This is a genomic window from Kosakonia sp. AG348, from assembly GCF_003337365.1.
Taxonomy (GTDB): Bacteria; Pseudomonadota; Gammaproteobacteria; order Enterobacterales; family Enterobacteriaceae; genus Kosakonia.
This window is the reverse complement of sequence record NZ_QPJR01000006.1, coordinates 272,426-295,544: the sequence shown is the minus strand read 5'-3', so window position 1 is coordinate 295,544 and position 23,119 is coordinate 272,426. Positions and strand designations below refer to the sequence as shown.

The window sequence follows — 23,119 nt, the reverse complement described above, 5'->3', positions numbered from 1 at the left end:
AAGCGACTATCTCTGACCCACTGGCGGGTCTACGCACTACACTATCAGAACAGGATGCAATAATGGTTACTTTCCACACTAATCACGGCGACATCGTAATCAAAACCTTTGATGACAAAGCGCCTGAAACAGTTAAAAACTTCCTGGACTACTGCCGTGAAGGTTTCTACAACAACACGATTTTCCACCGTGTTATCAATGGCTTTATGATTCAGGGCGGCGGTTTCGAACCGGGCATGAACCAGAAAGTCACCAAAGACCCAATCAAAAACGAAGCCAACAACGGTCTGAAAAACACCCGTGGTACGCTGGCCATGGCGCGTACTCAGGCTCCGCACTCCGCTACCGCGCAGTTCTTCATCAACGTGGCTGATAACGACTTCCTGAACTTCAGCGGCGAAAGCATGCAGGGCTGGGGCTACTGCGTGTTTGCCGAAGTGGTTGAAGGCATGGACGTTGTTGACAAGATCAAAGGCGTTTCTACCGGCCGCAGCGGCATGCACCAGGATGTGCCGAAAGAAGATGTGGTGATTGAAAGCGTGGACGTCAGCGAGTAATTGGTGGCGACACTCTTTATCGCAGATTTGCATCTGCAAACAGAAGAACCGGCGATCACCGCCGGTTTTCTGCGTTTTTTGGCCGGTACAGCGCGTGAAGCCGATGCGCTCTACATTTTGGGCGATCTGTTTGAAGCGTGGATTGGCGACGACGATCCGAACCCGCTACATCAGCAAATAGCCCAGGCGATCAAAGCCGTTGTCGATAGCGGTGTCCCCTGCTATTTCATTCACGGCAACCGTGATTTCCTGCTTGGTCAACGCTTCGCGCAAGCCTGCGGTATGCAATTGTTACCTCAGGAACAGGTGCTCAGTTTGTATGGCCGCAACGTGCTGATTATGCATGGCGATACGCTCTGCACCGATGATGCCGGTTATCAGGCCTTTCGCGCCAAAGTGCACCAGCCCTGGCTGCAAAAGCTGTTCCTCACCCTGCCGCTGTTTATTCGCCGACGTATCGCCGCGAAAATGCGCGCCGGCAGTAAAGCCGCCAACAGCAGCAAGTCGCTTTCGATTATGGATGTAAACCAGCACGCCGTGGTGGAAGCCATGGAAAAACACCAGGTGCAGTGGTTGATCCACGGTCATACTCATCGCCCGGCAGTGCATGAGCTTACCGCGAATAACGCGCCCGCATACCGTGCCGTTTTAGGCGCATGGCACAGCGAAGGTTCGATGGTGCGCGTCAGCGAAAGCGATGTTGAACTGATTCATTTCCCTTTCTGAATACGCTTACGATTAGCCGTCAAACGCGCGAAACATCGCTACGCAACCGTTTTCCTTGCCCATTTTACATGCTATTCTCTGTGCCCTCTTATGTAGTCTGAAGCACACCCACAGGAGTTTTGAGACGTATGTCTTCAAGCAACCAACCGGCGCGCATCGCCATTGTTATGGGCTCGAAAAGCGACTGGGCCACCATGCAATTCGCCGCAGAAATCCTCGATACCCTGAACGTTCCGCACCATGTTGAAATCGTCTCCGCACACCGCACCCCGGATAAACTGTTTAGCTTCGCCGAAAGTGCGGAACAAAACGGTTACCAGGTGATTATTGCCGGTGCCGGCGGCGCGGCGCATCTGCCGGGCATGATCGCGGCGAAAACACTGGTGCCGGTACTGGGTGTGCCGGTACAAAGCGCCGCGTTAAGCGGTGTGGACAGCCTTTACTCTATTGTGCAGATGCCGCGCGGCATTCCGGTGGGAACGCTGGCAATTGGCAAAGCCGGTGCGGCCAACGCCGCGCTGCTGGCCGCACAGATCCTGGCGCAGCATGACGCGCAACTGCACCAGCGTCTGGCGGACTGGCGCAAATCTCAGACCGATGAGGTACTGGATAATCCGGATCCGAGAGGCGCGGCATGAAACAGGTTTGCGTATTAGGCAACGGACAGCTTGGCCGGATGTTGCGCCAGGCCGGTGAACCGCTCAGCATCGCGGTCTGGCCGGTTGGGCTGGATGACGCGCCGGAAGCGGTGCCGTTTCAACAGAGTGTTATCACCGCCGAAATTGAGCGTTGGCCGGAAACAGCGTTAACGCGCGAGCTGGCGCGCCATCCGGCGTTTGTTAACCGCGATGTGTTCCCGATCATTGCCGATCGCCTGACGCAAAAACAGTTATTCGACAAACTCGAACTGGCTACGGCACCATGGCAGCTGCTGGCGGATAAAAGCGAATGGCCTGCCGTGTTTTCCCGCCTGGGCGAGCTGGCGATTGTTAAGCGCCGCGTGGGGGGCTATGACGGTCGTGGGCAGTGGCGTTTACGCACAGGCGAAACGGATCAGTTGCCGGACGACTGCTACGGCGAGTGCATTGTCGAACAGGGCATCAATTTTTCCGGTGAAGTATCGCTGGTCGGCGCGCGCGCGCGTGATGGCAGCACCGTTTTCTACCCGTTGACGCATAACCTGCATCAGGATGGCATTTTGCGTACCAGCGTGGTTTTCCCGCAGGCTAACGCCGCTCAGCAACAGCAGGCGGAAAACATGCTTTCTGCCATCATGCATGAGCTGAACTACGTCGGCGTGATGGCGATGGAGTGCTTTGTCACACCGGGTGGGTTGCTGATTAACGAGCTGGCGCCGCGCGTACACAACAGCGGCCACTGGACGCAGAACGGTGCTTCTATCAGCCAGTTTGAACTGCATCTGCGCGCGGTGGTGGATCTGCCGTTACCGCCGCCGGTGGTCAACAGCCCGTCGGTGATGATCAACCTGATTGGCAGCGATCTGAATTACGACTGGTTGAAACTACCGCTGGTGCATTTGCACTGGTACGACAAAGAGGTGCGTCCGGGGCGCAAAGTGGGTCATTTGAACCTGAACGATGATGACATTGCGCGTCTGAGTGCCACGCTGGAAGCACTGGTGCCACTGCTGCCGCCCGAGTACGCGAGCGGCATTGCCTGGGCACAGTCAAAACTGCAGTAATCTCCCGCCGGGGAATTGATCTCCCTTGTTCGGGGCGTAAAATCTGCACGCTGGTGGGATTACCACCAGCGTTTTGCAGAAGGAAGCCCAATGAACGACACCACGGATTATCTCGCCCTCCTGCGGGATGAAACGCCTCTTATTGATGTTCGTGCACCGGTTGAGTTCGCCAAAGGTGCCATGCCCGCGGCTATCAATCTACCCTTAATGAACGACCATGAACGCGCAGCGGTAGGCACTTGCTATAAACGCGAAGGCGCAGAAGCCGCGCTTCGTCTGGGTAATCAACTGGTCAGTGGCGAAACCCGTGAACAACGCATCGAAGCATGGCGGCAAGCCTGTGCGCAATATCCGCAGGGTTATCTTTGTTGCGCCCGCGGCGGTCAGCGTTCGCATATCGTTCAGCAATGGCTGCGAGAATGCCAGGTGGACTATCCGCTGGTGGTCGGCGGTTATAAAGCGCTGCGCCAGGCCGCCATCGAAGCAACGCAACAGTGCATGCAACGCCCGGCGCTACTGGTGGGTGGCTGCACGGGAAGCGGCAAAACGTTGCTGGTACGTTCGCAGTGTAATGGCATCGATCTTGAAGGGCTCGCCCGGCATCGCGGTTCCTCGTTTGGCCGGACGCTGCAACCGCAGCGCTCGCAGGCCAGTTTCGAAAACCAGCTGGCAGCGGCGCTACTGAAAGTGACGCCCGCGTTCTGGCTGCTGGAAGACGAAAGCGCCGCGATTGGGGCGAACCATCTGCCAGCCGTGGTGCGCGAGAGAATGGCGCAATCGCCGCTGGTGGTAGTGGAAGATCCTTTTGCACAACGCCTGGAGCGTTTGCGCATCGACTATTTCGTAGAGATGCACGCGGCGTTTATCACCCGCGACGGTGAGGAAGAGGGCTGGCGTCAGTATGCCGAATATCTGCGTCACGGGCTTTTTGCCATTCGCCGCCGCCTGGGATTACAGCGCTACGCGGAATTGACGCAACATCTGGAGAACGCGCTGAGCCAGCAGCAGCGCAGCGGCAGTACCGAGGAACACTTCGCGTGGCTCGTGCCGTTGCTGGAGGAGTACTACGATCCAATGTACCGCTACCAGCTTGAGAAGCGCGCGAAAGCCATTCGCTTTCGCGGCACTTTTGCAGAAGTAGCGGCCTGGCTGGCGGCACACACGGCTTAATGACGATCGCGTTTATCGGCGCGTTTCGCCAGCCAGTCTCCCAGCACCTGGACTATCTGCACCAGAATAGTCAGCGCGATAACCGTTACGATCATCACCTGGGTTTCATAACGGTAATAGCCGTAGCGGATCGCCAGATCGCCCACACCACCACCACCGACAATCCCGGCCATCGCGGAATACCCAATCAGGCTGACGAGCGTAATGGTCAGGCCGCGCAGCAGACCCGCGCTGGCTTCCGGCAGCAGCACGGTACAGATAATGCGCAGCGGGCTGGCACCAAAGGCTTCCGCCGCTTCAATAATGCCTTTATCCACCTCGCGCAGGGCGCTGTCGACCAACCGTGCATAAAAGGCAATTGCCGCCACAGAGAGCGGCACCGACGCGGCAATCGGTCCAATAGTGTTGCCGAGCAAAAACTGCGTCACCGGCAACAGGAGCACCAGCAGGATCACAAACGGCACCGAGCGGATAATATTCACCAGTACTGTGCTCACCAGATAGACCGCGCGGTTTTGCCAGAACAGGTGCCTGTCGGTAACGAAAATCAGGAAACCGAGCGGCAAACCGCCGACAATCGCCAGCACCGTCGAAATGCTTAACATCTGGAAGGTTTCGCCAAAGGCGAGGCTCAGATCGGCCATTAAATCATCCACGGATCACCTCCACCTGCGCGGTACGGTTGCGAATATAGTCCACGGCGTCACTTACTGCTGCCGGGTTTTCCATCGACGTCAGTTGCACCACCAGAATGCCCAGCGCCCGCTCGCCGATATACTCAATTTTGCCGTGCAGAATATTAACCGCGACGCCAAATTTTACCGCCGCGTCAGAGAGCACCGGCTGCTCAGCGGAGTCACCAATAAACAGGATCTTCAATAATTGCCCTGGCAGATGCTGTTGCAAACGCTCCGGCAAAGTCAAATTCAGCGTGTGCGACACCAGTTGGCGGGTGAAGGGGTGCTGCGGATGGGCAAAAATATCAAACACGTCGCCCTCCTCCACCACTTTGCCGCCAGACATCACCGCCACCCGATCGCAGATCGATTTGATCACGTTCATCTCGTGGGTGATCAGCACAATGGTGATCCCCAGTTGTTCATTGATCTGCTTGAGCAGGGCCAGAATGGTGGCAGAGGTTTCCAGATCCAGCGCCGAGGTTGGCTCATCACATAGCAAAACATCCGGGTGATTAGCGATGGCGCGCGCAATACCGACCCGCTGCTTCTGCCCGCCACTGAGTTGCACCGGGTAGCGACTGGCTTTATCGCTTAAGCCTACCAGTTGCAGGATCTCCGCCACGCGCGGGGCGATTTTACTGCGTTCCCATCCCGCCGCTTTCAGGCTGAAAGCCACATTTTGCGCCACGGTGCGGGTATGCATCAGGTTGAAGTGCTGGAATATCATGCCTATGCGCTGGCGCGCTTTGCGTAATGTGATGCCTTCCAGCGCCGAAATAGCAACACCATTGATTTTGACGCTGCCCTGGCTTGGGCGCTGCAGCGCATTCAGCGTGCGCAACAGCGTACTTTTGCCCGCGCCGCTGGTGCCCACAATGCCGAAGATCTCCCCCGGCGCAATACGCAGCGTGACATCCTCCACCGCCCGGGTCGCGCTCGTACTGCCGCGCGCTGCGGGGAAATCCACGCATACTTTTTCGATTTCAATCATGCAAACCTCAAACAACAAAAGGCAGGCCGCAGCCTGCCCGTCAAATCAGCCGGAGTGTTACTTTTTATCCGCGCTCTGCATCCAGTCTGGTTTCTGGAACGCACCATAAACATTGTTCGGATCGTCAATTACTGCACGGTAAGCCGGCGATTTCACCACCCCGACAATATCTTTCGCGAACGGTTTGTCGGCGTCTTCCGTGCGCACCGCAATAATGTTTTTCAGGTTCTCATCGAGGTGCTCTTGTTTGAGCGCAGAGGAGAGTTTCAGCCCGGCGGCAATGGCAAAGTTGCCATTCACCAGCGACGCGGTCACGCCGTCCAGCGTGCGCGGCAGTTGCGCCGCTTCCAGCGGTTTAAACACCAGCCCTTTCGGGTTGCTGGCAATATCGCGCTCGGAGGCTTTAGTCGGGTCGATGTTATCTTTGATAGTGATAAGGTCGAGCGATTGCAGGAAACGCAGCCCGCGCGCCAGGTTGGTCGGGTCATTGGAGAGTGTCACAATGTCGCCCTTTTTCAACTCATCCAGACTTTTGATTTTGCGTGAATAAAAGCCCATACCCGCTGTCGGCACGGTAATCAGCTTGGTTAATTTCAGGCCTTTATCGGCCGTGAATTTGTCAAAATAGAGGCTGTGCTGGAACAGGTTGGCATCAATACTGCCGTTCGCCAGCGCCATATTCGGCTGTACGTAATCGCTAAATTCACGCACCACCACTTTATAGCCTTTCTCTTTTAACGACGGCGCAATAGCCTGTTTCACCATATCGCCGTATGGTCCAGGTGCGACGCCGAAAACGATGGTGTGCGGATCGCTGCTGGCGTGAGCAAACGGTAAGCCGCAGGCCAGAAGTAATGCGCCGAAGGTCGCGCGCAAGCTGAGACGACGTCCCATAAATTCTCCCTAACGAGTTGAGCTGCTGTGTTGACGCGACGTACAGTGCGGCGCGTTCCATTTTCACCTGATTGATAAGGCTGCTGAATAAGATGGCATAAACACAGCGCAGCGGTAATTGAAATAAATTCAACATGCTGTGAACTATGTCACTGAATGGCGGGGAGATCTTTGCGGGGTAAGGCGATGAAGCATAACGAAAAGCCCTGCCCAAGGTGGGTTTTCTGGCTTCCCGTTATGCTTTTTGTTGCTAAGCATTGCCGGATTTAAACGAAGCGTTAAACCCGGCTGATGCAGACCTCTTAGAAGTCGTAACGCAGACGAACGATGTTCATGTCGCCCAGGTCGTCGGTGCTGCTGGTGAATACGTGTTCGTAATCGACACGGAAACCGTAATCCAGCTGGAAGGTCACACCCACGCCGTTATCAATACGCTGGTAATCACGACCAGTGGTGTATTGCAGACGGTCACCCATGACGTACGGCTGTACGTATTTAAGCGCGTACTGACCGACCGGGATTTTATAACCGGCAAAGTATTCAATACCCCACGCGTCGCCCGCGAAGTAGTTATGAATATCTTTTTTACCGGTGGTCAGATAGTTTTCGTACCAGCCGCCACCGAAGGAGAAGGTCCAGTTATCCGGCGTCCAGCTCAGCGCGGTGCCATAGATATTCTGGCTGTAGGTATCGCTGCCGCCGGTGTTGACGTTGCGCATATCGGCCTGGGTATAGTTCCACGCCGTACCCCATGTCAGATCTTTGGCAATGTGGTAATCCACGCCCAGAGAACCGCCGCCTTTACGTTTATAACGCAGACCATTGCCGCGCAGCAGATCGTTATCAGAGAACAGGTAAGATGCATAAATGTCAGCATCACCGAAGGTGTTTTTGTATTTCAGCATCTTACGTGAACGGTAGGAACCGTCGTAATCGCCGTTAATACCGTTACCGGAAGCCTGGGCTTTCATGTCGTAATCCCAGATATCGGTTTTCGCACCGACCACATCGTAGTACACGCTGTTCTGCTGACCGAAGGTCATCGTACCCCAGGTCTTACTTTTCAGACCGGTGTAGAGCATACGGCGGGTGGTATTATGCGCGCCGTCTGCATAGTGGTTATCCCAGTCGAACAGTGCCGGAATGTTCACACCCAGCTCGTAGTAGTTAACCCAGCTAATATCATCGAACAGGTAGTAATCGGTCGCAAAACGGAAACGGGTGCCACCGTCATAGCCGTTGCGTTTGAAGGAGCCTTTATCACCGTCGCCCATCATGTTATCGAATTGCGGACGAATAGAACCACCAACGGTGAAGTTCAGGCGGCTTAATGGATTACCGGCCTGCGGATCTTGCTTAAGTACAGTAATTTCCGCCTGAGTTGCAAAAGACATCAATGCCACTGCTGCGCCGATGGCTGTCGCCAGGGCGGTTGTTTTTATTTTCATGGTTTTTCCTTGATGGATAGACACCACTAGTAAGTTACTAGCGGCGAAATATTAACGTCTAAGAGCTTCTATTTGGTGGGGTTTTTTTGTTGTTTTGTGCTGGTAAATAATTGTCAGGGGAACTTTTACACTTTGAAACAGACGCACACCGATAGAATTATCGGCATGCGTTTCGTTGAGCAAATATTGATGAAGGGATTAATGACTGAATTGACGAAACAGTGCTTTTCCTTTAAGCAAACGCGCGCCAAGCCAGCCGCCGCATAGCGAAAGCAGTAACGCGCCGCACAACGGTAACGTTGCCCACAAACGCCAGTCCGGCTCCCACGGGAAATCAAACACCCTCGTTTGCAGCACCGCCAGCGCGGTTTCCGCGCCCATCGCCGCGACCAGCCCGGAGACCAGCCCCAGCAGCGCGAACTCGCACCACAACGTGGTTCGCAGCAGCCGCTTGCCCGCGCCGAGCGTGCGGTAAACCACCAGCTCCTGGTGACGCTGACGCATACCGACTTGTACCTGCGCGAGCAGCAGCAACACGCCGCAGGCCGTGACCAGCACGACCATCACTTCCAGCGCCCGGCTGACCTGCTCAAGCACCTGACCGACCTGTTTTAGAATCGCGCCAATATCCAGCAGGCTGATGGTCGGGAACTCCCGGTTCAGTTGCGTTAACATGCCGTTGCCGTTCTGCCAGCGGAAACTGGTGAGCCAGCTCTGCGGCTGGCCGTCCAGCGCCCCCAGGGGGAAGATAAAGAAGAAATTTGGCCGCAGGCTTTCCCAGTCCACTTTGCGCAAGCTGCTGATGGTGGCGCTGAATTCCTGCGTATCGCCCATAAACGTCACGGAGTCGCCCAGCTTCAGGCCTAACCGCTGCGCCAGCCCCTCCTCAACCGAGACCTCCCCGTCTTTCGGCGGCCAGTGTCCGGCGGTGACCGGGTTATGATCCGGGCGCTGCTGAAGCCAGGTGAGATTGAGTTCGCGGTTCAGCGCCTCATCCTGGTTGCCCTCCGTCGACTGGCCGTTAATTTGCGTCATCCTCGCGCGCACAATCGGGAAGAATGCCTGGGCGTCAACATGGTGCTCAGAAAGAAACGCTTTCAGCGGTGTCACTTGTTCCGGCGCGATATTGATTAAAAAGTAGTTCGGGCTTTCCGGCGGTAACTGCTGTTGCCACCTGTCCAGCAGATCGCCGCGCAGCACCAGCAGCATCGCCAGCAACATAAAGGAGAGCGAAAACGCCGCAAGCTGGCTCAGCGTTGACCACGGCTGACGCAGCAGCCGGTTCACCGCAAGACGCAACGGCAGCGCTTTAAATGTCAGTCGTTTGAGCACATTAAGCAGCAGCCAGCCCACCACGCCGCACAGCAAGGCCAGCACCACCGCGCCCGCCAGCACAGCCCACAGCAACATACTGCCGCCCATCAGCCAGCCGAGTAGCAGCACGGCTACCGCGCAGATCACCGGCACGTAGAACTTCAGCGGCCAGACATTGGCCACCGCGTCACGTCGCAGCACACGCAGCGGCTGCGTCGCCAGCAGCAAGCGATAGGGCCGCAACCCTACCAGCAGCGAAATCACCACCATCGCCCCGACCGCCCACAGCCACGGCCACAAACTTGCGGGCGGCAGCGCAGCAGGCAGCACCGGCTTGAGCAGCACCATTAAAACGCTTTCGAACACCAGGCCGATGACGCCACCGGTCACCACTGATAGCGCCAGTACCATTAACCACTGCCCGACAATCAATTTGCGTAATTGCGCGCGGCCCGCACCAAGGGTTTTCAGTACCGCCACCAGATCGTAGCGACTACGGCAATAGTGCCCCATCGCCACCGCGACGGCAGCTATTGCCAGCAACAGCGTTAATAGCGCAGATAACAACAGGAACTGCTGCGAACGCTGCAAGGATTTGCCCAGTGCGCCTTCATCCTGCTCCAGCCCGTACCAGCGGTGCTCCGGTTTCAACTGCGGCAGCAACCATTTTTCGTATGCATCTAATTGCGCGGGTGTGCCGCCAAATTTTACCCGCCAGCTGACGCGGCTACCTGGCTGCACCGCACCGGTTTTCGCCACATCGGCAATATTCATCAACAGACGTGGTGCCATCTGAAAAGGGTTAAAGCCTGAATCCGGCTCCTGTATCACTTCTCCGGCAATACGCAATGTGGCATCCCCCACATCAATAGCATCACCGGTTTTTAAATTGAGCAGCGCCATTAACCGTGGCGCCAGTAACACCGTTCCCGCACTCGGTTTTAACCCCGCCGGACTGGTTTGCAGCTCACCATAAAGGGGGTAAATGTCATCAACGGCTTTCACATCGGCTAATTGCGGCGTGTCGCCAGCAAAAGTCATGGTGGCAAAACTGATTTGTTCGCTGACTCGCAGCCCTTTTTTTCGCGCTTCATCCAACCACGCCTGGGGTATCTCACGAGAGCTGCGTAGCGCTCTGTCGCCCGCCATAAATTCCCGGCTCTGCTGGCTGAGCCCTTTTTCCATGCGATCGCTAATGTTGCCGAGCGCCAGCACGCAAGCCACCGCCAGACTTAGCGCCATCCAGACAATCAGCAGCGACGGCGAGCGCCATTCGCGCCAGAACCAACGGGCTATCATGCATCCTCCCGCAGTTCACCATTGACCAGCCGCAACCGCCGATCGCAACGCGCGGCAAGCTGCGGATCGTGCGTTACCAGCAGCAGCGTGGTGCCATATTGTTGATTCATGGAAAAGAGCAAATCAGCGATCTTGTCGCCGGTTTGCCTGTCGAGATTGCCGGTAGGTTCATCGGCGAACAGCACCGACGGTCGGCCATTAAACGCGCGAGCCAGCGCCACCCGCTGTTGTTCACCGCCGGAGAGCTGCGCAGGCAGATGATCCAGCCGTTTACCCAGCCCTAACTCTTCCAGTAACGCTTTCGCGCTACTGCGGCTTTGATTGCTGTTTTCGCCGCGCAGCAAGGCCGGGAGTTCAACATTTTCCAGCGCATTTAGCGTGGGAATGAGCATAAAGGATTGAAAAACAAAGCCGACATTTTGCGCACGCAGTTGCGCGCGCGCCTCTTCATCCATCTTATGCAGAGGTTTACCGAGCAGGTTCACCTCGCCGCTACTGCCATCGTCTAACCCGGCGAGGATCGCTAATAAGGTGGACTTTCCGGAGCCGGATTCGCCAATCAGGGCGATGGTCTCGGCTGGTTTGACAACCAGCTCAACTCCGGTAAGGATGGAAAGCTCATGCTCCCCCTGACCGACGGACTTCTTAAGATGATGAACTTCAACAATGTTTTCCGCTGGCATTTGCCCTTCCTGTTTTTGCTTTTGTTAACCTTTCGCGCCGCGGCGGCGGACACGTTACTGATTCTTGGCGACAGTCTGAGCGCCGGATATCGCATGGCGGCGAATGCCGCGTGGCCTGCGCTGCTCAATGACAAATGGCAGCAAAAACCGACGGTTATCAACGCCAGCATCAGCGGCGACACCTCGCAGCAGGGGCTGGCGCGCCTGCCTGCGCTGCTTAAAGAGCATCAACCGCGCTGGGTGCTGGTGGAGCTGGGCGGTAACGATGGTCTGCGCGGTTTCGCGCCGCAGCAAACAGAGCAAACGCTGCGCCAGGTGGTGCAGGCGGTGAAAGCCGCCAACGCGCAACCGCTGTTAATGCAAATTCGGCTCCCTGCCAACTACGGTCGCCGCTATAATGAAGCCTTTAGCGCCATTTATCCTAAGCTTGCCAAGGAGTTGGATGTTCCTCTGCTGCCATTTTTTATGGAAGAGGTCTATCTGAAACCGCAATGGATGCAGGATGATGGCATCCATCCCAACCGCGATGCGCAGCCGTTTATTGCAGACTGGATGGCAACGCGACTGGCGCCTTTAGTTAACCACGACTCCTGATTGTTCAGGCACGCCCCCAGGTAAAGTTATGCAAAAAACGGTCTTAATAACAGGATGTTCCAGCGGCATCGGGCTGGAAAGCGCACGCGAACTGAAACGTCAGGGTTTTCGCGTGCTGGCGGCCTGCCGTAAACCGGACGATGTCGCCCGGATGGCAAGCGAAGGCTTTACCGGCATTTTGCTCGATCTTGACGACGCGCAAAGCGTGATACGCGCCGCCGCCGAAGTGATAGCGCTGACCGACAATCGCCTGTACGGGATCTTCAACAACGCCGGATACGGTGTTTATGGCCCGCTCGATACCATCAGCCGCGAACAGCTGGAACAGCAATTTTCCAGTAACTTTTTTGGCACTCACCAGCTCACCATGCTGCTGCTGCCTGCGATGCTGCCGCACGACGAGGGGCGCATCGTGATGACCTCCTCGGTGATGGGGCTGATCTCAACGCCAGGCCGCGGCGCTTACGCCGCCAGCAAGTATGCGCTGGAAGCCTGGTCGGACGCTTTACGAATGGAGCTACGCCATACAGGCATCAAAGTGAGCCTGATTGAACCCGGCCCGATTCGCACGCGCTTTACCGACAACGTGAATCAGACACAACGCGATAAGCCGGTGGAAAACCCCGGTATCGCCGCACGTTTTACGCTGGGGCCGGAGGCAGTCGTCGCCAAAGTGCGCCATGCTTTTGAGAGCAGCAACCCGAAAGTGCGCTACCCGGTAACGCTGGTGACATGGGCGGTTACCTTTTTAAAACGCCTGCTGCCAACGCGCATGATGGATAAAATTTTGCACGGGTGAGTTGAAGGCGCGAAGCCTGTCCCCCATGTATGACGAAACAGTGAAATAAAGAGAACTTAGTATGTCTGCACAGAATATTGTCAATATTACCGAAATGAACCTGCAACAGGTGCTGGAGCAATCCGTTGCCACGCCGGTGCTGTTCTATTTCTGGTCCGAACGCAGCCAGCACTGCCAGCAACTGACGCCGGTGCTGGAAAACCTCGCCGCCCAGTACAACGGGCAGTTTATCCTCGCGAAAGTCGATTGCGACGCAGAGCAGATGGTGGCATCGCAGTTTGGCTTACGCGCCATTCCTACTGTTTACCTGTTCCAGAATGGCCAGCCGGTTGACGGTTTCCAGGGGCCGCAGCCGGAAGACGCGATTCGCGCGCTGCTGGATAAAGTGCTGCCGTGCGAAGAGGAGCTGAAAGCGCAACAAGCTATGCAGTTGATGCAGGAAGGCAAACACATCGACGCGCTGCCGCTGCTGAAAGAGGCCAGCCAGTTAGCACCGCAAAACAGCGAAATCACCCTGCTGCTGGCAGAAACGTTGATTGTGTTGAACCGTGCGGATGAAGCCGAAGCGGCGCTGAAAGCGGTTCCGTTACAGGATCAAGACACCCGTTACCAGGGCCTTATCGCGCAGATCGAACTGCTGAAAAAAGCCGCGGATACGCCGGAAATCCAGCAACTGCAACAGCAGGTTGCAGACAACCCGCAGGACGCGCTGCTGGCAACACAACTGGCGCTGCAACTGCACCAGGTGGGCCGCAACGAAGAAGCGCTGGAGCTGCTGTTTAGCCATCTGCGTAAAGATCTGGCTGCGGCAAACGGTGAAGCGCGCAAAATGCTGCAAGAGATCCTGGCCGCGCTCGGCACCGGCGACGCGCTGGCATCGAAATACCGCCGCCAGCTCTACTCCCTGCTCTACTAATTCCCCTGCTAAATTTGGCGATCGCGCTGTTTTAATCGCTAATTCGGGCTAAGATGGCATCAAATTAAACAGGAGGTTTTTTTGATGCCAATCGTCATTCTGGTTCTTATCTTCGTCGCGCTGGTGGTGGTTATCTCCGGTGTGAAAATCGTCCCGCAAGGCTTCCAGTGGACTGTGGAACGCTTTGGCCGTTTCACCCGTACGCTGCAGCCAGGTTTAAGCCTGGTGGTGCCGTTTATGGATCGCATTGGTCGTAAGATCAATATGATGGAACAGGTTCTCGATATACCCTCGCAGGAAGTTATTTCCAAAGACAACGCCAACGTCACCATTGACGCAGTGTGCTTTATTCAGGTAATCGACGCGCCCCGTGCCGCTTATGAGGTGAGCAACCTGGAACTGGCGATCATCAACCTGACCATGACTAACATCCGTACCGTGCTCGGCTCAATGGAGCTGGACGAAATGCTTTCGCAGCGCGACAGCATCAACACCCGTCTGCTGCATATTGTGGATGAAGCCACCAATCCGTGGGGCGTAAAAGTCACGCGTATTGAAATCCGCGATGTGCGCCCACCGGCGGAATTGATTGCCTCAATGAATGCGCAGATGAAAGCGGAACGTACCAAACGCGCTTACATTCTTGAAGCTGAAGGGATCCGCCAGGCGGAGATCCTCAAAGCCGAAGGGGAAAAACAGTCGCAGATCCTCAAAGCGGAAGGCGATCGCCAGTCGGCGTTTCTGCAGGCGGAAGCGCGTGAACGTTCGGCAGAAGCCGAAGCCCGCGCCACGCAGATGGTCTCTGAAGCGATTGCCGCCGGGGATATTCAGGCAGTGAACTACTTCGTGGCCCAGAAATATACCGACGCGCTGCAACAAATTGGCTCGGCGAACAACAGCAAAGTGGTGATGATGCCGCTGGATGCCAGCAGCCTGATGGGCTCGATCGCCGGGATCGCCGAACTGGTGAAAGACAGCGCCGGCGAGCGTAAAAAATGATTGCCACTCTGCTGCTCGAACATACACACCTCGCCTGGCTGGTGCTTGGTGGCCTGTTGCTGGCTGCGGAAATGCTGGGCGGTAACGGCTATCTGTTGTGGAGCGGCGTCGCGGCGGTGGTCACCGGGTTGCTGGCGTGGGTTATTCCCTTCGGCTGGGAGTGGCAGGGTGTACTGTTCGCCGTGCTGACCATGCTGGCCGCCTGGCTGTGGTGGCAATGGCTTTCGCGGCGGGTAAAACAGCAAAAACCCGCCGACGCGTCGCTGAATCTGCGTGGGCAACAGCTCGTCGGCCGCCGCTTCCAGCTTGATAACGCACTGGTGAACGGTCGAGGCCATATGCGTGTGGGCGACAGTTCGTGGCCGGTCAGCGCCGACGACGATCTCGCTGCCGGAACGCGCGTTGAGGTAACGGCCGTTGAAGGCATCACCTTACGCATTAATGCCGTAAACGAATAACAATAACGCAAGGATTCAGGGAATGATAAAACGCCGTCGCCTCGCGCTGGGCTTGTGTCTCTCCTTTACCGCCAGCGCACCCGCGCTGGCGTCGTCTGATATCGATAGCTGCACATGGGGGAGCACGGGATGTTTCATCACCAGCCCGCCGGTGCTGGGCATTGATACCGATACCCGCGATAACCTGCTGCGCCTGGTGGATGAGCAAAAAGGATTTTTGCCACTGCGCCAGCCCGTACCGCAAGATTTCACGCGCAGCCGAAGCTTCTATTTCGGTATTCATCACGATGACACAACCGCCCCGGCAGCAACGGCGGAACCCGTTTCCAGTGACGACACCCTGCGCCAGCAAATGAAAGCGCTGGGCATCAAACCTGATGATCAAATTCCTCCCGCGCTGTTGCGCCTGATCGCCGAAGGTGACGCGGCGCAGACAGTAACTGGTGAAGGTTTTGCATCCGATGAGATGGAAAACCGTTTTGTGTCGCGTAATAACGAGACACTTTCTGGCTTTTTCGCCGCCCTGCTGGACGAAAAAGCCTTAACACCGGAACAGCGCCTGGCGCTGGCGAAAGCGCGAACGGCAGCGGATGGCCGCGGTGAAGTCATTATCAATGCACTGAGTTTCCCGCAAGGTTCAGTTGCTCTCGGTTTCCGTACCTATTTACACGGCGCTAACGCTTTCTATGCCGGTGATTATGACGCCGCCGTGCAGGATTTTACCGCGCTGACCGGCAGCCCGCAGCCGTGGCTTGCCGAAACAGCCAGCTATATGTTGATGCGCACCGCGCTCAACGCCAGTAGCGCGAATGCCAACGGTGAATATGGCGATTTCGATGTCACAAAAGTAGACAAATCCCAGGCGCAGAAAGCGCGGGATGCAGCGCTTCATTACCTGAAAAGCTGGCCTCAGGGCCACTACGCAGAATCGGCGCAGGGGATGTTGCGCCGTATCAACTGGTATTTGCAGGACTGGAACGCGCTGGCGGCGCTCTACGAACAGGCGCTGTCACAGACGGCCAGCGGTGATGCGTTAATCGCGCTGGTGAATGAAAGCGACAACAAACTTCTCGAATGGGGCGGTGATGATTTTATCAGCACGCCGGATGCCTCGCTGATGACCTTTATCCTGACGCTGCGCCGCCTGCGCGATAATAAATGCGATGAAAAGCATCCCTGTATCGATCAAGCCTGGCTCGACAGCATCAAAGCCGATTTCGACAAAAATAAACGCGGCGATCTGTGGAATTACCTGCGTCTGAAGCTGGCTTTCAGCAAACAGGATTACGCCACCGTGCGCAGCGCCATCACCCCTGCGCAAACACTGGCACCGCACAATATTCTCGCGTTTAGCGAGCAAGTGCTGTACGGCGAAGCACTGATGGCGGAAAAACAGTGGCCGGAGGCCAAAGCGCACTGGCTGCATCTTTTGGAGCTGAGCAAAGATGTCGAACAGCAGCAGTTGCTGCAGGCCAAACTGGCGGCAACGCTGGTGGAAAGCGACGCGCTGGCGCAGATTTTTACGCCTGACAGCAAGGTCACGAATCTGCGTTACCGTTCCTTAGTGCTGAAAACCAAAGCACCACGCGAGTTACTGCGCCAGCAGGCCAGCAATGGGCCAAATAACGAAGAGCGCACCATCGCACTGCACACGCTGCTGACGCGCGATTTGACCGAAGGGCATTACGCCGACTGGTTACAAGACAAACAACTGATCGCCGCGATCGCACCGCCGGTCACTGGCGAAGCGTTTGATGACGTCAATCTGAGCGCATTTACCTGGAAAGGCACCGACAAAGAGAGCGTCTACTTCTGCGCTGCGCTGGAAAAAACGGTTACTACCCTGAGCCAGAAAGCGCAGGATGGCCATGCGCTGAACTGCCTCGGCGAATTTTTCCGTATCACGCAAACCCGCGTTAACCGGGAAACCGACCAGTGGGGTAACGACGCGCTGGACGACGCAACAAAGCTTAACGCTGCGCCCGGCGTTGCGCACCGTCTGGCCTGGTATCAGCAGGTTATCAACGATGCCAAAGCCGAGCCGGAAGATAAGAGCTACGCGCTGTATCGCGCCGTAATGTGTTACGCCCCCTCCGGTTATAACGATTGCGGCGGCGAAGACGTCGATAAATCCGTGCGTAAAGCATGGTTCCAGCAACTGAAAAGCCGTTATCCGGGAAGCGTATGGGCCAAAGAGCTCAAATATTACTGGTAATGGCGCTGGCAGGTGCGCTGCTCTGCCCTGCGGCGTTATCCGCTCAGGGGAAGGCAGCAGCGTACTGGTTATGGTCTGGCGTACGCCCCACGCAAACGCTGCGTGATGCCGATATTGTCTATCTGCATCAGGGCGATGTCGTCAGCGTTGCCGGTCAAACTGTGTTTGAGCGTAAAGGGCTGCCGGTCAATCAGCTTACCTTTCCGCGCATCTGGCTCACGGTGCGTTTTACCACGCTGGACGTGCCGGATGCGCTGTTGTTACGTCTTACCCGGCTGTTAGCTCGCTGGCAAGCGGCGGGAAACCATGTCGTCGGGTTGCAGGTGGATTTCGATGCCGCCACTCACCGCCTTGGCGATTACGCGCTGTTTTTGCACCGTCTGCGCCAGACGCTGCCAGCAGACTACGCTCTGGGCGTCACCGGTTTACTGGACTGGGCGAAAACCGGCAGCGTGCAAACCCTTAACGCATTGCCGGTAGATGAACTGGTGGTGCAGAGCTATCAGGGGCGCAGCACCGTTGCGAATTACACCGACTACCTGCCCGCACTTTTAGCGTTACGCATCCCGTTTAAACTGGGGCTGGTGCAGAACGGCGCGCGTGATACACACGAAGAGCAGCAACTCGCCGCCTCCCCGTGGTATCGCGGCACGGTGACATTTATGCTCAACCCTTCGCGTGGTGGCAGCAGCCAGAAAGGTTATCAATAATCGGGCAATCGGCGCTGTCGTCACCAGGGCAGGAATCCGCCAGTGCCAGCAGTTGTACCCGCATCTGTTGCAGTTCGCCAATATGCCGCTCGATCTCGGCCACCTTCTGTAACGTGCGCGCTTTGACATCTGCGCTATGACGGGCCGGGTTATTAAACAGATTCACCAGCTCGCCGCACTCTTCGAGATTAAATCCTACCTGCCGCGCCTGGCGCAGCAGCGTCAACTCATTCAGGTGTTGTTGGTTGTAGCTGCGGTAGCCGTTTTCGCTGCGCAGCGGCGGTGTCACCAGCCCTTTCTCTTCATAGAAGCGAATCGCTTTGCTGGTTAAACCGGTTCTTTTTGCCACATCGCTGATATTCACGTTTTCCCCCCTCACTACCAGACCCTGCGCTAATCACTATAAATGGCTGCTATGTAATAAAACAAATATATCCATATTGTTAATGGTTTTTTATTTACCCACCTTGCCGCTTCGCTATAACATGTGGCCGGATATTTCTAAGAATGATAAATGATTTACACACAGGAGTGGTTATGAGTGATATGGCGTTTTGCCGTGGTTGCGGAAAGCAAATACATAAAGAAGCGGTGGCTTGCCCGCAGTGCGGCGCGCCTCAAAACACCGCCGGGAAGAAAAGCCGAATTTCTGCTGCGCTGTTTGCCTTCTTTTTAGGTGGGTTTGGCGCGCATAAATTTTATTTAGGGAAACCATGGCAGGGGATCCTTTATCTTCTGTTTTGCTGGACCTTTATTCCGGCGATCATCTCTTTCATCGAATTTATTATTTATCTGTGCAACTCCGATCAGGAATTTGCCCGTAAATACGGTTGAGTTTTACCCCGCCGGTAATAAACAAACCCCGCCTTGTGTGGGGTTTGTCGTTTATGGAACACCTGTCGCCTCTTTGTCATGATAAAACCTTGACCTTCCCCTTGATGGAAGGTTTAAGCTTCTACACAGTCACTATTGAAGCACCACAACCAAGGAGATTAAGTATGTCTCATACCATAGCGCTAGACCTGGATGGCCTCTCCTGCGGCCATTGCATAAAACGCGTCAAAGAGAGCCTGGAAAAACGCCCGGATGTAGAACAGGCAGACGTCACCATTGAACGCGCGGAAGTCACCGGCAGCGCCAGCGCTGACGCGTTGATCGAAACCATCAAAGAAGCCGGATATGGTGCGAGCTTAAGCCACCCAAAGGCTAAACCGCTGGCAGAGTCATCACTCCCGTCGGAAGCACTGACAGCGGCCACACCTGAGCTTCCGGCAGCCAGCGAGCTTGATGACAGCCAACAACTGTTGATCAACGGCATGAGCTGCGCCAGTTGTGTCTCCCGGGTGCAAAAGGCCTTACAGGCCGTACCGGGCGTTACGCAGGCACGGGTCAATCTGGCGGAGCGCACCGCGCTGGTTATGGGCAGTGCCCCCGCCGCTGAATTAGTCAGCGCCGTAGAGAACGCAGGCTACGGCGCTGAAGCCATTGAAGATGACATCAAACGCCGCGAGCGCCAGCAGGAAACCGCGCTCGCCACCATGAAACGCTTCCGCTGGCAGGCGATTGTCGCGCTGCTGGTTGGCGTGCCGATCATGGTGTGGGGCATGCTCGGCGATAACATGATGGTCACCGACGCCAACCGCACGCTGTGGCTCATGCTCGGTGTTGTCACGCTAGCGGTCATGATCGTAGCGGGTGGCCATTTTTACACTAGCGCCTGGAAAAGCCTGCGTAATGGCACGGCGACCATGGATACGCTGGTAGCGCTGGGGACAGGCGCGGCCTGGCTCTACTCCATGAGCGTCAATATCTGGCCGCAGTGGTTCCCGATGGAAGCGCGTCACCTTTATTACGAAGCCAGCGCGATGATCATCGGTTTGATTAACCTCGGTCATATGCTGGAAGCCCGCGCGCGACAGCGCTCGTCTAAAGCGCTTGAGCGTTTATTAGATTTAACCCCGCCCACCGCACGCGTGATCACCGCCGACGGCGAGAAAAATGTACCGCTGGCGGACGTTCAGCCGGGTATGACGCTGCGCCTGACAACGGGCGATCGCGTGCCGGTGGATGGTGAAATCAGCCAGGGCGAAGCCTGGTTCGATGAAGCCATGCTTACCGGCGAACCGGTGCCGCAGGAGAAAAGCTCCGGCGAGAGCATTCATGCCGGGACAGTAGTGCAGGACGGCAGCGTGCTGTTTACCGCCAGCGCCGTCGGCAGCCACACCACGCTGTCGCGCATTATTCGCATGGTGCGCCAGGCACAAAGCAGCAAGCCGGAGATCGGCCAGCTTGCCGATCGCATTTCCGCCGTGTTTGTGCCGGTGGTGGTCGCTATCGCCTTGTTCAGCGGCGCTATTTGGTACGTCTTCGGCCCTGCACCGCAAATTGTCTACACGCTGGTCATCGCCACCACGGTGCTGATCATCGCCTGCCCTTGTGCGCTGGGGCTGGCAACGCCGATGTCGATTATCTCCGGCGTCGGTCGCGCGGCGGAGTTTGGCGTGCTGGTTCGCGATGCCGATGCGCTGCAACGCGCCAGCACACTGGATACCATCGTGTTTGATAAAACCGGCACCCTGACGCGCGGCAAACCGGAAGTGGTGAGCGTGAAAACGCTGGATATCGACGACGCAACGGCGCTCCGTCTGGCGGCGGCGCTGGAGCAAGGTTCCAGCCATCCGCTGGCGCGGGCGATTATCGAAAAAGCAGGCGCGCAGACGCTGCCGGTGGTCAATCAGTTCCGTACACTGCGCGGGCTGGGCGTGAGCGGTGAGGTCGACGGGCACAGTGTGCTGCTTGGCAACCAGGCGCTGCTGGCTGAGCAAAACGTGGATACCCGCGCGCTTGATGATGAGCTGAACGCTCAGGCAAGCCTGGGCGCCACGCCGGTACTGCTGGCAATTGACGGGAAAGCCGTGGCACTGTTGGCGATCCGCGATCCGTTACGCGAAGACAGCATCGATGCGCTGCAACGTCTGCACCGTGAAGGCTACCGCCTGGTAATGCTGACCGGTGACAACCCCACCACCGCCAACGCTATCGCTAAAGAGGCGGGTATTGATGAGGTGATCGCCGGCGTGATGCCGGATGGCAAAGCCGAGGCGATAAAAAACCTGCAACAGCAGGGCCGCCAGGTGGCGATGGTTGGCGACGGCATTAACGATGCGCCCGCGCTGGCGCAGGCCGACGTGGGGATCGCGATGGGCGGCGGCAGCGATGTGGCAATCGAAACCGCCGCCATCACGCTGATGCGCCACAGCCTGTTGGGCGTTGCCGATGCGCTGGCGATTTCAAAAGCGACGCTGCGCAATATGAAACAGAACCTGCTCGGCGCGTTTGTCTACAATTCGCTGGGTATTCCGATTGCCGCGGGCATTCTCTGGCCGCTAACCGGCACATTGCTCAATCCGGTGGTCGCAGGCGCGGCAATGGCACTCTCGTCCATTACCGTGGTCAGCAACGCCAACCGGTTATTGCGCTTTAAACCTCATCAGTAAATGCCACAACCCCGCCGTTTATCCGGCGGGGTTTGCACCTTCTGGCCGCGCGCGCTAGCATGAGATTTTTCACTCAGGAAGCGCGTATGAGCCTGTTTCAACGATTGAAAACCTTTTTTCTTGCGCTTCGTGTGCCTTATTACCGCTGGCCTGCACTGGATGTGGATTTACCCGGCGGTCGCCATCTGCACCTGGTGGGCAGTATTCATATGGGCACCTACGGTATGTCGCCGCTCCCGGCGCAGCTCCTGCAAAAACTGCGCGATGCTGACGCGCTCATCGTGGAAGCGGATATCGCCGGTTCGGATTCGCCATTCGACAATCTGCCGCCGGTCGAACCGCTTGAGCAACGCCTTCCCCCTGAACTTCTTACCCGGCTCGACAACACGCTGCAAACCCTGTCGCTTCACAGAGATGAATTCGACCAGCGGCCCGCCTGGCATATCGCGCTGGTATTGCAGGCCACGCAGGCACAGCGGCTGGGGCTACGCCCGGAGTACGGCATCGACTATCAGTTGCTACAGGCGGCGCAGCAATATCAAGTGAAAGTGATGGAGCTGGAAGGCACCAGCAGCCAGCTGGATATCCTGCGCAGGTTGCCGGACGAAGGAAATGAACTGTTGCAGGACACCCTGACCCACTGGCACGAAAATGCGCGTTTATTACAGGTGATGATGAGCTGGTGGCTGGAAAATCCGCCCGCAGAAGATGAACTGACGCTGCCATCAACATTCAGCCAGCCGCTGCATGATGTTTTGATGCACCAGCGTAACCAGGCGTGGTGCGAGCGTTTGTTTGCGCTGCCACCAGGGCACTATGTGGTGGCAGCAGGCGCCCTGCATCTCTATGGCGAAGGGAATTTACCGGCGTTGCTGCGCGAAAGAGCGGCGCAATAGCGCAAGATGGTACTATTTTCGCGCACGCGAGCAGGCGTATGCTAAGCGCCGTAAGATGACCGTGGTAAGAAGGATTATTATGACACCCGCCGTGAAGTTACTCGAAAAAAACAAGGTTCCCTTTCAGGTACACACTTACGATCACGATCCCAATGAAACCAACTTTGGTGATGAAGTGGTGCGCAAACTGGGGCTGAACGCCGATCAGGTCTATAAAACGCTGCTGGTGGCGATCAATGGCGATATGAAACATCTTGCCGTTGCGGTCACGCCGGTCGCCGGGCAGTTAGATCTGAAAAAAGTCGCCAAAGCGCTTGGCGCGAAAAAAGTTGATATGGCCGATCCGCTGGTCGCCCAGCGCACCACGGGTTATCTGGTGGGCGGCATCAGCCCGTTGGGGCAGAAAAAACGTCTGCCGACGCTGATTGATGCCCCCGCGCAAGACTTCGCTTCCATTTATGTTTCCGGCGGCAAACGCGGGCTGGATATTGAACTGGCGGCGAGCGATCTGGCAAAAATGCTGGACGCGAAATTTGCCGATATCGCCCGCCGCGATTGACGGATAAGGAGC

General features: G+C 56.6%; 23 protein-coding genes. 16 read left to right on the top strand and 7 right to left on the bottom strand.

Features of this window, described 5'->3' with window-relative positions; translation table 11 throughout:
• Positions 1 to 62: 62 nt before the first annotated feature.
• From ppiB to mnmH, 5 genes are all read left to right on the top strand, one after another.
• A complete protein-coding gene (ppiB, locus tag DFO56_RS16620) occupies positions 63 to 557 on the top strand; it encodes a peptidylprolyl isomerase B (RefSeq protein WP_020456843.1) in 495 nt (164 codons plus the stop codon).
• Between the two features lie 3 nt (positions 558 to 560).
• Positions 561 to 1,283 (top strand): UDP-2,3-diacylglucosamine diphosphatase, encoded by a 723-nt coding sequence (lpxH, locus tag DFO56_RS16615; protein WP_045509425.1) that lies wholly within the window; start codon positions 561 to 563, stop codon positions 1,281 to 1,283.
• Between the two features lie 128 nt (positions 1,284 to 1,411).
• Positions 1,412 to 1,921 (top strand): 5-(carboxyamino)imidazole ribonucleotide mutase, encoded by a 510-nt coding sequence (gene purE / locus DFO56_RS16610; RefSeq protein WP_020456841.1) that lies wholly within the window; start codon positions 1,412 to 1,414, stop codon positions 1,919 to 1,921.
• Positions 1,918 to 2,985: a 5-(carboxyamino)imidazole ribonucleotide synthase gene (purK, locus tag DFO56_RS16605; protein ID WP_045509120.1), complete on the top strand. Its 1,068-nt coding sequence runs from the start codon at positions 1,918 to 1,920 to the stop codon at positions 2,983 to 2,985. The genes purE and purK overlap by 4 nt, the downstream gene beginning before the upstream one ends.
• Before the next feature lie 90 nt (positions 2,986 to 3,075).
• The gene (mnmH, locus tag DFO56_RS16600) at positions 3,076 to 4,155 is read left to right on the top strand and encodes a tRNA 2-selenouridine(34) synthase MnmH (RefSeq protein WP_045509122.1); all 1,080 of its coding nucleotides are present in this window, start codon (positions 3,076 to 3,078) and stop codon (positions 4,153 to 4,155) included.
• On the opposite strand, the gene DFO56_RS16595 is transcribed toward mnmH, so the two are convergent.
• The 6 genes from DFO56_RS16595 to ybbA all read right to left on the bottom strand — a co-directional run bounded on the left by DFO56_RS16595 (position 4,152) and on the right by ybbA (position 11,464).
• Complete coding sequence (locus tag DFO56_RS16595; protein ID WP_045509124.1) at positions 4,152 to 4,811, bottom strand: methionine ABC transporter permease; 660 nt, start codon at positions 4,809 to 4,811, stop codon at positions 4,152 to 4,154. The genes mnmH and DFO56_RS16595 overlap by 4 nt on opposite strands.
• Positions 4,804 to 5,826 (bottom strand): virulence-associated ABC transporter ATP-binding protein SfbB, encoded by a 1,023-nt coding sequence (gene sfbB / locus DFO56_RS16590; RefSeq protein ID WP_045509126.1) that lies wholly within the window; start codon positions 5,824 to 5,826, stop codon positions 4,804 to 4,806. The genes DFO56_RS16595 and sfbB overlap by 8 nt, the downstream gene beginning before the upstream one ends.
• A 57-nt stretch (positions 5,827 to 5,883) precedes the next feature.
• The gene (locus tag DFO56_RS16585; protein WP_020456835.1) at positions 5,884 to 6,720 is read right to left on the bottom strand and encodes a MetQ/NlpA family ABC transporter substrate-binding protein; all 837 of its coding nucleotides are present in this window, start codon (positions 6,718 to 6,720) and stop codon (positions 5,884 to 5,886) included.
• A 302-nt stretch (positions 6,721 to 7,022) separates the two neighbouring features.
• Positions 7,023 to 8,168: a porin gene (locus DFO56_RS16580; RefSeq protein ID WP_020456834.1), complete on the bottom strand. Its 1,146-nt coding sequence runs from the start codon at positions 8,166 to 8,168 to the stop codon at positions 7,023 to 7,025.
• Between the two features lie 198 nt (positions 8,169 to 8,366).
• A complete protein-coding gene (gene ybbP, locus DFO56_RS16575) occupies positions 8,367 to 10,781 on the bottom strand; it encodes a putative ABC transporter permease subunit YbbP (RefSeq protein WP_045509128.1) in 2,415 nt (804 codons plus the stop codon).
• Positions 10,778 to 11,464, bottom strand: coding sequence for a putative ABC transporter ATP-binding protein YbbA (gene ybbA / locus DFO56_RS16570; RefSeq protein ID WP_020456832.1), 687 nt, complete (start codon positions 11,462 to 11,464; stop codon positions 10,778 to 10,780). Before ybbA ends, ybbP begins: the two co-directional genes overlap by 4 nt.
• On the opposite strand from ybbA, the gene tesA reads away from it, so the two are divergent.
• The 7 genes from tesA to DFO56_RS16535 all read left to right on the top strand — a co-directional run bounded on the left by tesA (position 11,435) and on the right by DFO56_RS16535 (position 18,155).
• Positions 11,435 to 12,058 (top strand): multifunctional acyl-CoA thioesterase I/protease I/lysophospholipase L1, encoded by a 624-nt coding sequence (tesA, locus tag DFO56_RS16565; RefSeq protein ID WP_020456831.1) that lies wholly within the window; start codon positions 11,435 to 11,437, stop codon positions 12,056 to 12,058. The two genes, ybbA and tesA, sit on opposite strands and share 30 nt — an antisense overlap.
• A gap of 28 nt (positions 12,059 to 12,086) precedes the next feature.
• Positions 12,087 to 12,857 (top strand): SDR family oxidoreductase, encoded by a 771-nt coding sequence (locus tag DFO56_RS16560; RefSeq protein WP_020456830.1) that lies wholly within the window; start codon positions 12,087 to 12,089, stop codon positions 12,855 to 12,857.
• A 61-nt stretch (positions 12,858 to 12,918) separates the two neighbouring features.
• Entirely contained in the window at positions 12,919 to 13,773 is an 855-nt protein-coding gene (locus DFO56_RS16555) for a co-chaperone YbbN (RefSeq protein ID WP_045509130.1), read from the top strand.
• A gap of 84 nt (positions 13,774 to 13,857) precedes the next feature.
• Entirely contained in the window at positions 13,858 to 14,772 is a 915-nt protein-coding gene (locus DFO56_RS16550) for an SPFH domain-containing protein (RefSeq protein ID WP_017455696.1), read from the top strand.
• Complete coding sequence (locus tag DFO56_RS16545; protein WP_045509133.1) at positions 14,769 to 15,230, top strand: NfeD family protein; 462 nt, start codon at positions 14,769 to 14,771, stop codon at positions 15,228 to 15,230. Before DFO56_RS16550 ends, DFO56_RS16545 begins: the two co-directional genes overlap by 4 nt.
• Positions 15,231 to 15,252: 22 nt before the next feature.
• Positions 15,253 to 17,445 (top strand): hypothetical protein, encoded by a 2,193-nt coding sequence (locus DFO56_RS16540; protein WP_045509135.1) that lies wholly within the window; start codon positions 15,253 to 15,255, stop codon positions 17,443 to 17,445.
• Entirely contained in the window at positions 17,415 to 18,155 is a 741-nt protein-coding gene (locus DFO56_RS16535; RefSeq protein WP_045509137.1) for a DUF3142 domain-containing protein, read from the top strand. The genes DFO56_RS16540 and DFO56_RS16535 overlap by 31 nt, the downstream gene beginning before the upstream one ends.
• Here the strand turns inward: DFO56_RS16535 and cueR are convergent.
• Entirely contained in the window at positions 18,112 to 18,519 is a 408-nt protein-coding gene (gene cueR / locus DFO56_RS16530) for a Cu(I)-responsive transcriptional regulator (protein WP_017455692.1), read from the bottom strand. The two genes, DFO56_RS16535 and cueR, sit on opposite strands and share 44 nt — an antisense overlap.
• Positions 18,520 to 18,692: 173 nt before the next feature.
• Here cueR and DFO56_RS16525 point away from each other — a divergent pair, with 173 nt between their 5' ends.
• From DFO56_RS16525 to ybaK, 4 genes are all read left to right on the top strand, one after another.
• On the top strand, positions 18,693 to 18,989 hold the full coding sequence (locus tag DFO56_RS16525; RefSeq protein ID WP_017455691.1) for a TM2 domain-containing protein: 297 nt from the start codon (positions 18,693 to 18,695) through the stop codon (positions 18,987 to 18,989).
• A 164-nt stretch (positions 18,990 to 19,153) separates the two neighbouring features.
• Positions 19,154 to 21,652, top strand: a complete 2,499-nt coding sequence (copA, locus tag DFO56_RS16520) for a copper-exporting P-type ATPase CopA (protein ID WP_045509141.1) — start codon at positions 19,154 to 19,156, stop codon at positions 21,650 to 21,652.
• 86 nt (positions 21,653 to 21,738) lie between these two features.
• Complete coding sequence (locus DFO56_RS16515; protein ID WP_045509143.1) at positions 21,739 to 22,548, top strand: TraB/GumN family protein; 810 nt, start codon at positions 21,739 to 21,741, stop codon at positions 22,546 to 22,548.
• Positions 22,549 to 22,627: 79 nt separating this feature from the next.
• The gene (ybaK, locus tag DFO56_RS16510) at positions 22,628 to 23,107 is read left to right on the top strand and encodes a Cys-tRNA(Pro)/Cys-tRNA(Cys) deacylase YbaK (protein WP_045509145.1); all 480 of its coding nucleotides are present in this window, start codon (positions 22,628 to 22,630) and stop codon (positions 23,105 to 23,107) included.
• The last annotated feature ends 12 nt before the right edge of the window (positions 23,108 to 23,119 follow it).

Coding starts and splice junctions, on each gene's coding strand:
- ybbP (WP_045509128.1), bottom strand. CDS start 10,781: ATGATAGCCCGTTGGTTCTGGCGCGAATGGCGCTCGCCGTCGCTGCTG.
- ybaK (WP_045509145.1), top strand. CDS start 22,628: ATGACACCCGCCGTGAAGTTACTCGAAAAAAACAAGGTTCCCTTTCAG.
- DFO56_RS16585 (WP_020456835.1), bottom strand. CDS start 6,720: ATGGGACGTCGTCTCAGCTTGCGCGCGACCTTCGGCGCATTACTTCTG.
- DFO56_RS16550 (WP_017455696.1), top strand. CDS start 13,858: ATGCCAATCGTCATTCTGGTTCTTATCTTCGTCGCGCTGGTGGTGGTT.
- purK (WP_045509120.1), top strand. CDS start 1,918: ATGAAACAGGTTTGCGTATTAGGCAACGGACAGCTTGGCCGGATGTTG.
- mnmH (WP_045509122.1), top strand. CDS start 3,076: ATGAACGACACCACGGATTATCTCGCCCTCCTGCGGGATGAAACGCCT.
- tesA (WP_020456831.1), top strand. CDS start 11,435: ATGAACTTCAACAATGTTTTCCGCTGGCATTTGCCCTTCCTGTTTTTG.
- ybbA (WP_020456832.1), bottom strand. CDS start 11,464: ATGCCAGCGGAAAACATTGTTGAAGTTCATCATCTTAAGAAGTCCGTC.
- copA (WP_045509141.1), top strand. CDS start 19,154: ATGTCTCATACCATAGCGCTAGACCTGGATGGCCTCTCCTGCGGCCAT.
- ppiB (WP_020456843.1), top strand. CDS start 63: ATGGTTACTTTCCACACTAATCACGGCGACATCGTAATCAAAACCTTT.
- DFO56_RS16580 (WP_020456834.1), bottom strand. CDS start 8,168: ATGAAAATAAAAACAACCGCCCTGGCGACAGCCATCGGCGCAGCAGTG.
- purE (WP_020456841.1), top strand. CDS start 1,412: ATGTCTTCAAGCAACCAACCGGCGCGCATCGCCATTGTTATGGGCTCG.
- sfbB (WP_045509126.1), bottom strand. CDS start 5,826: ATGATTGAAATCGAAAAAGTATGCGTGGATTTCCCCGCAGCGCGCGGC.
- DFO56_RS16515 (WP_045509143.1), top strand. CDS start 21,739: ATGAGCCTGTTTCAACGATTGAAAACCTTTTTTCTTGCGCTTCGTGTG.
- DFO56_RS16560 (WP_020456830.1), top strand. CDS start 12,087: ATGCAAAAAACGGTCTTAATAACAGGATGTTCCAGCGGCATCGGGCTG.
- DFO56_RS16525 (WP_017455691.1), top strand. CDS start 18,693: ATGAGTGATATGGCGTTTTGCCGTGGTTGCGGAAAGCAAATACATAAA.
- DFO56_RS16555 (WP_045509130.1), top strand. CDS start 12,919: ATGTCTGCACAGAATATTGTCAATATTACCGAAATGAACCTGCAACAG.
- DFO56_RS16540 (WP_045509135.1), top strand. CDS start 15,253: ATGATAAAACGCCGTCGCCTCGCGCTGGGCTTGTGTCTCTCCTTTACC.
- DFO56_RS16535 (WP_045509137.1), top strand. CDS start 17,415: ATGGGCCAAAGAGCTCAAATATTACTGGTAATGGCGCTGGCAGGTGCG.
- DFO56_RS16545 (WP_045509133.1), top strand. CDS start 14,769: ATGATTGCCACTCTGCTGCTCGAACATACACACCTCGCCTGGCTGGTG.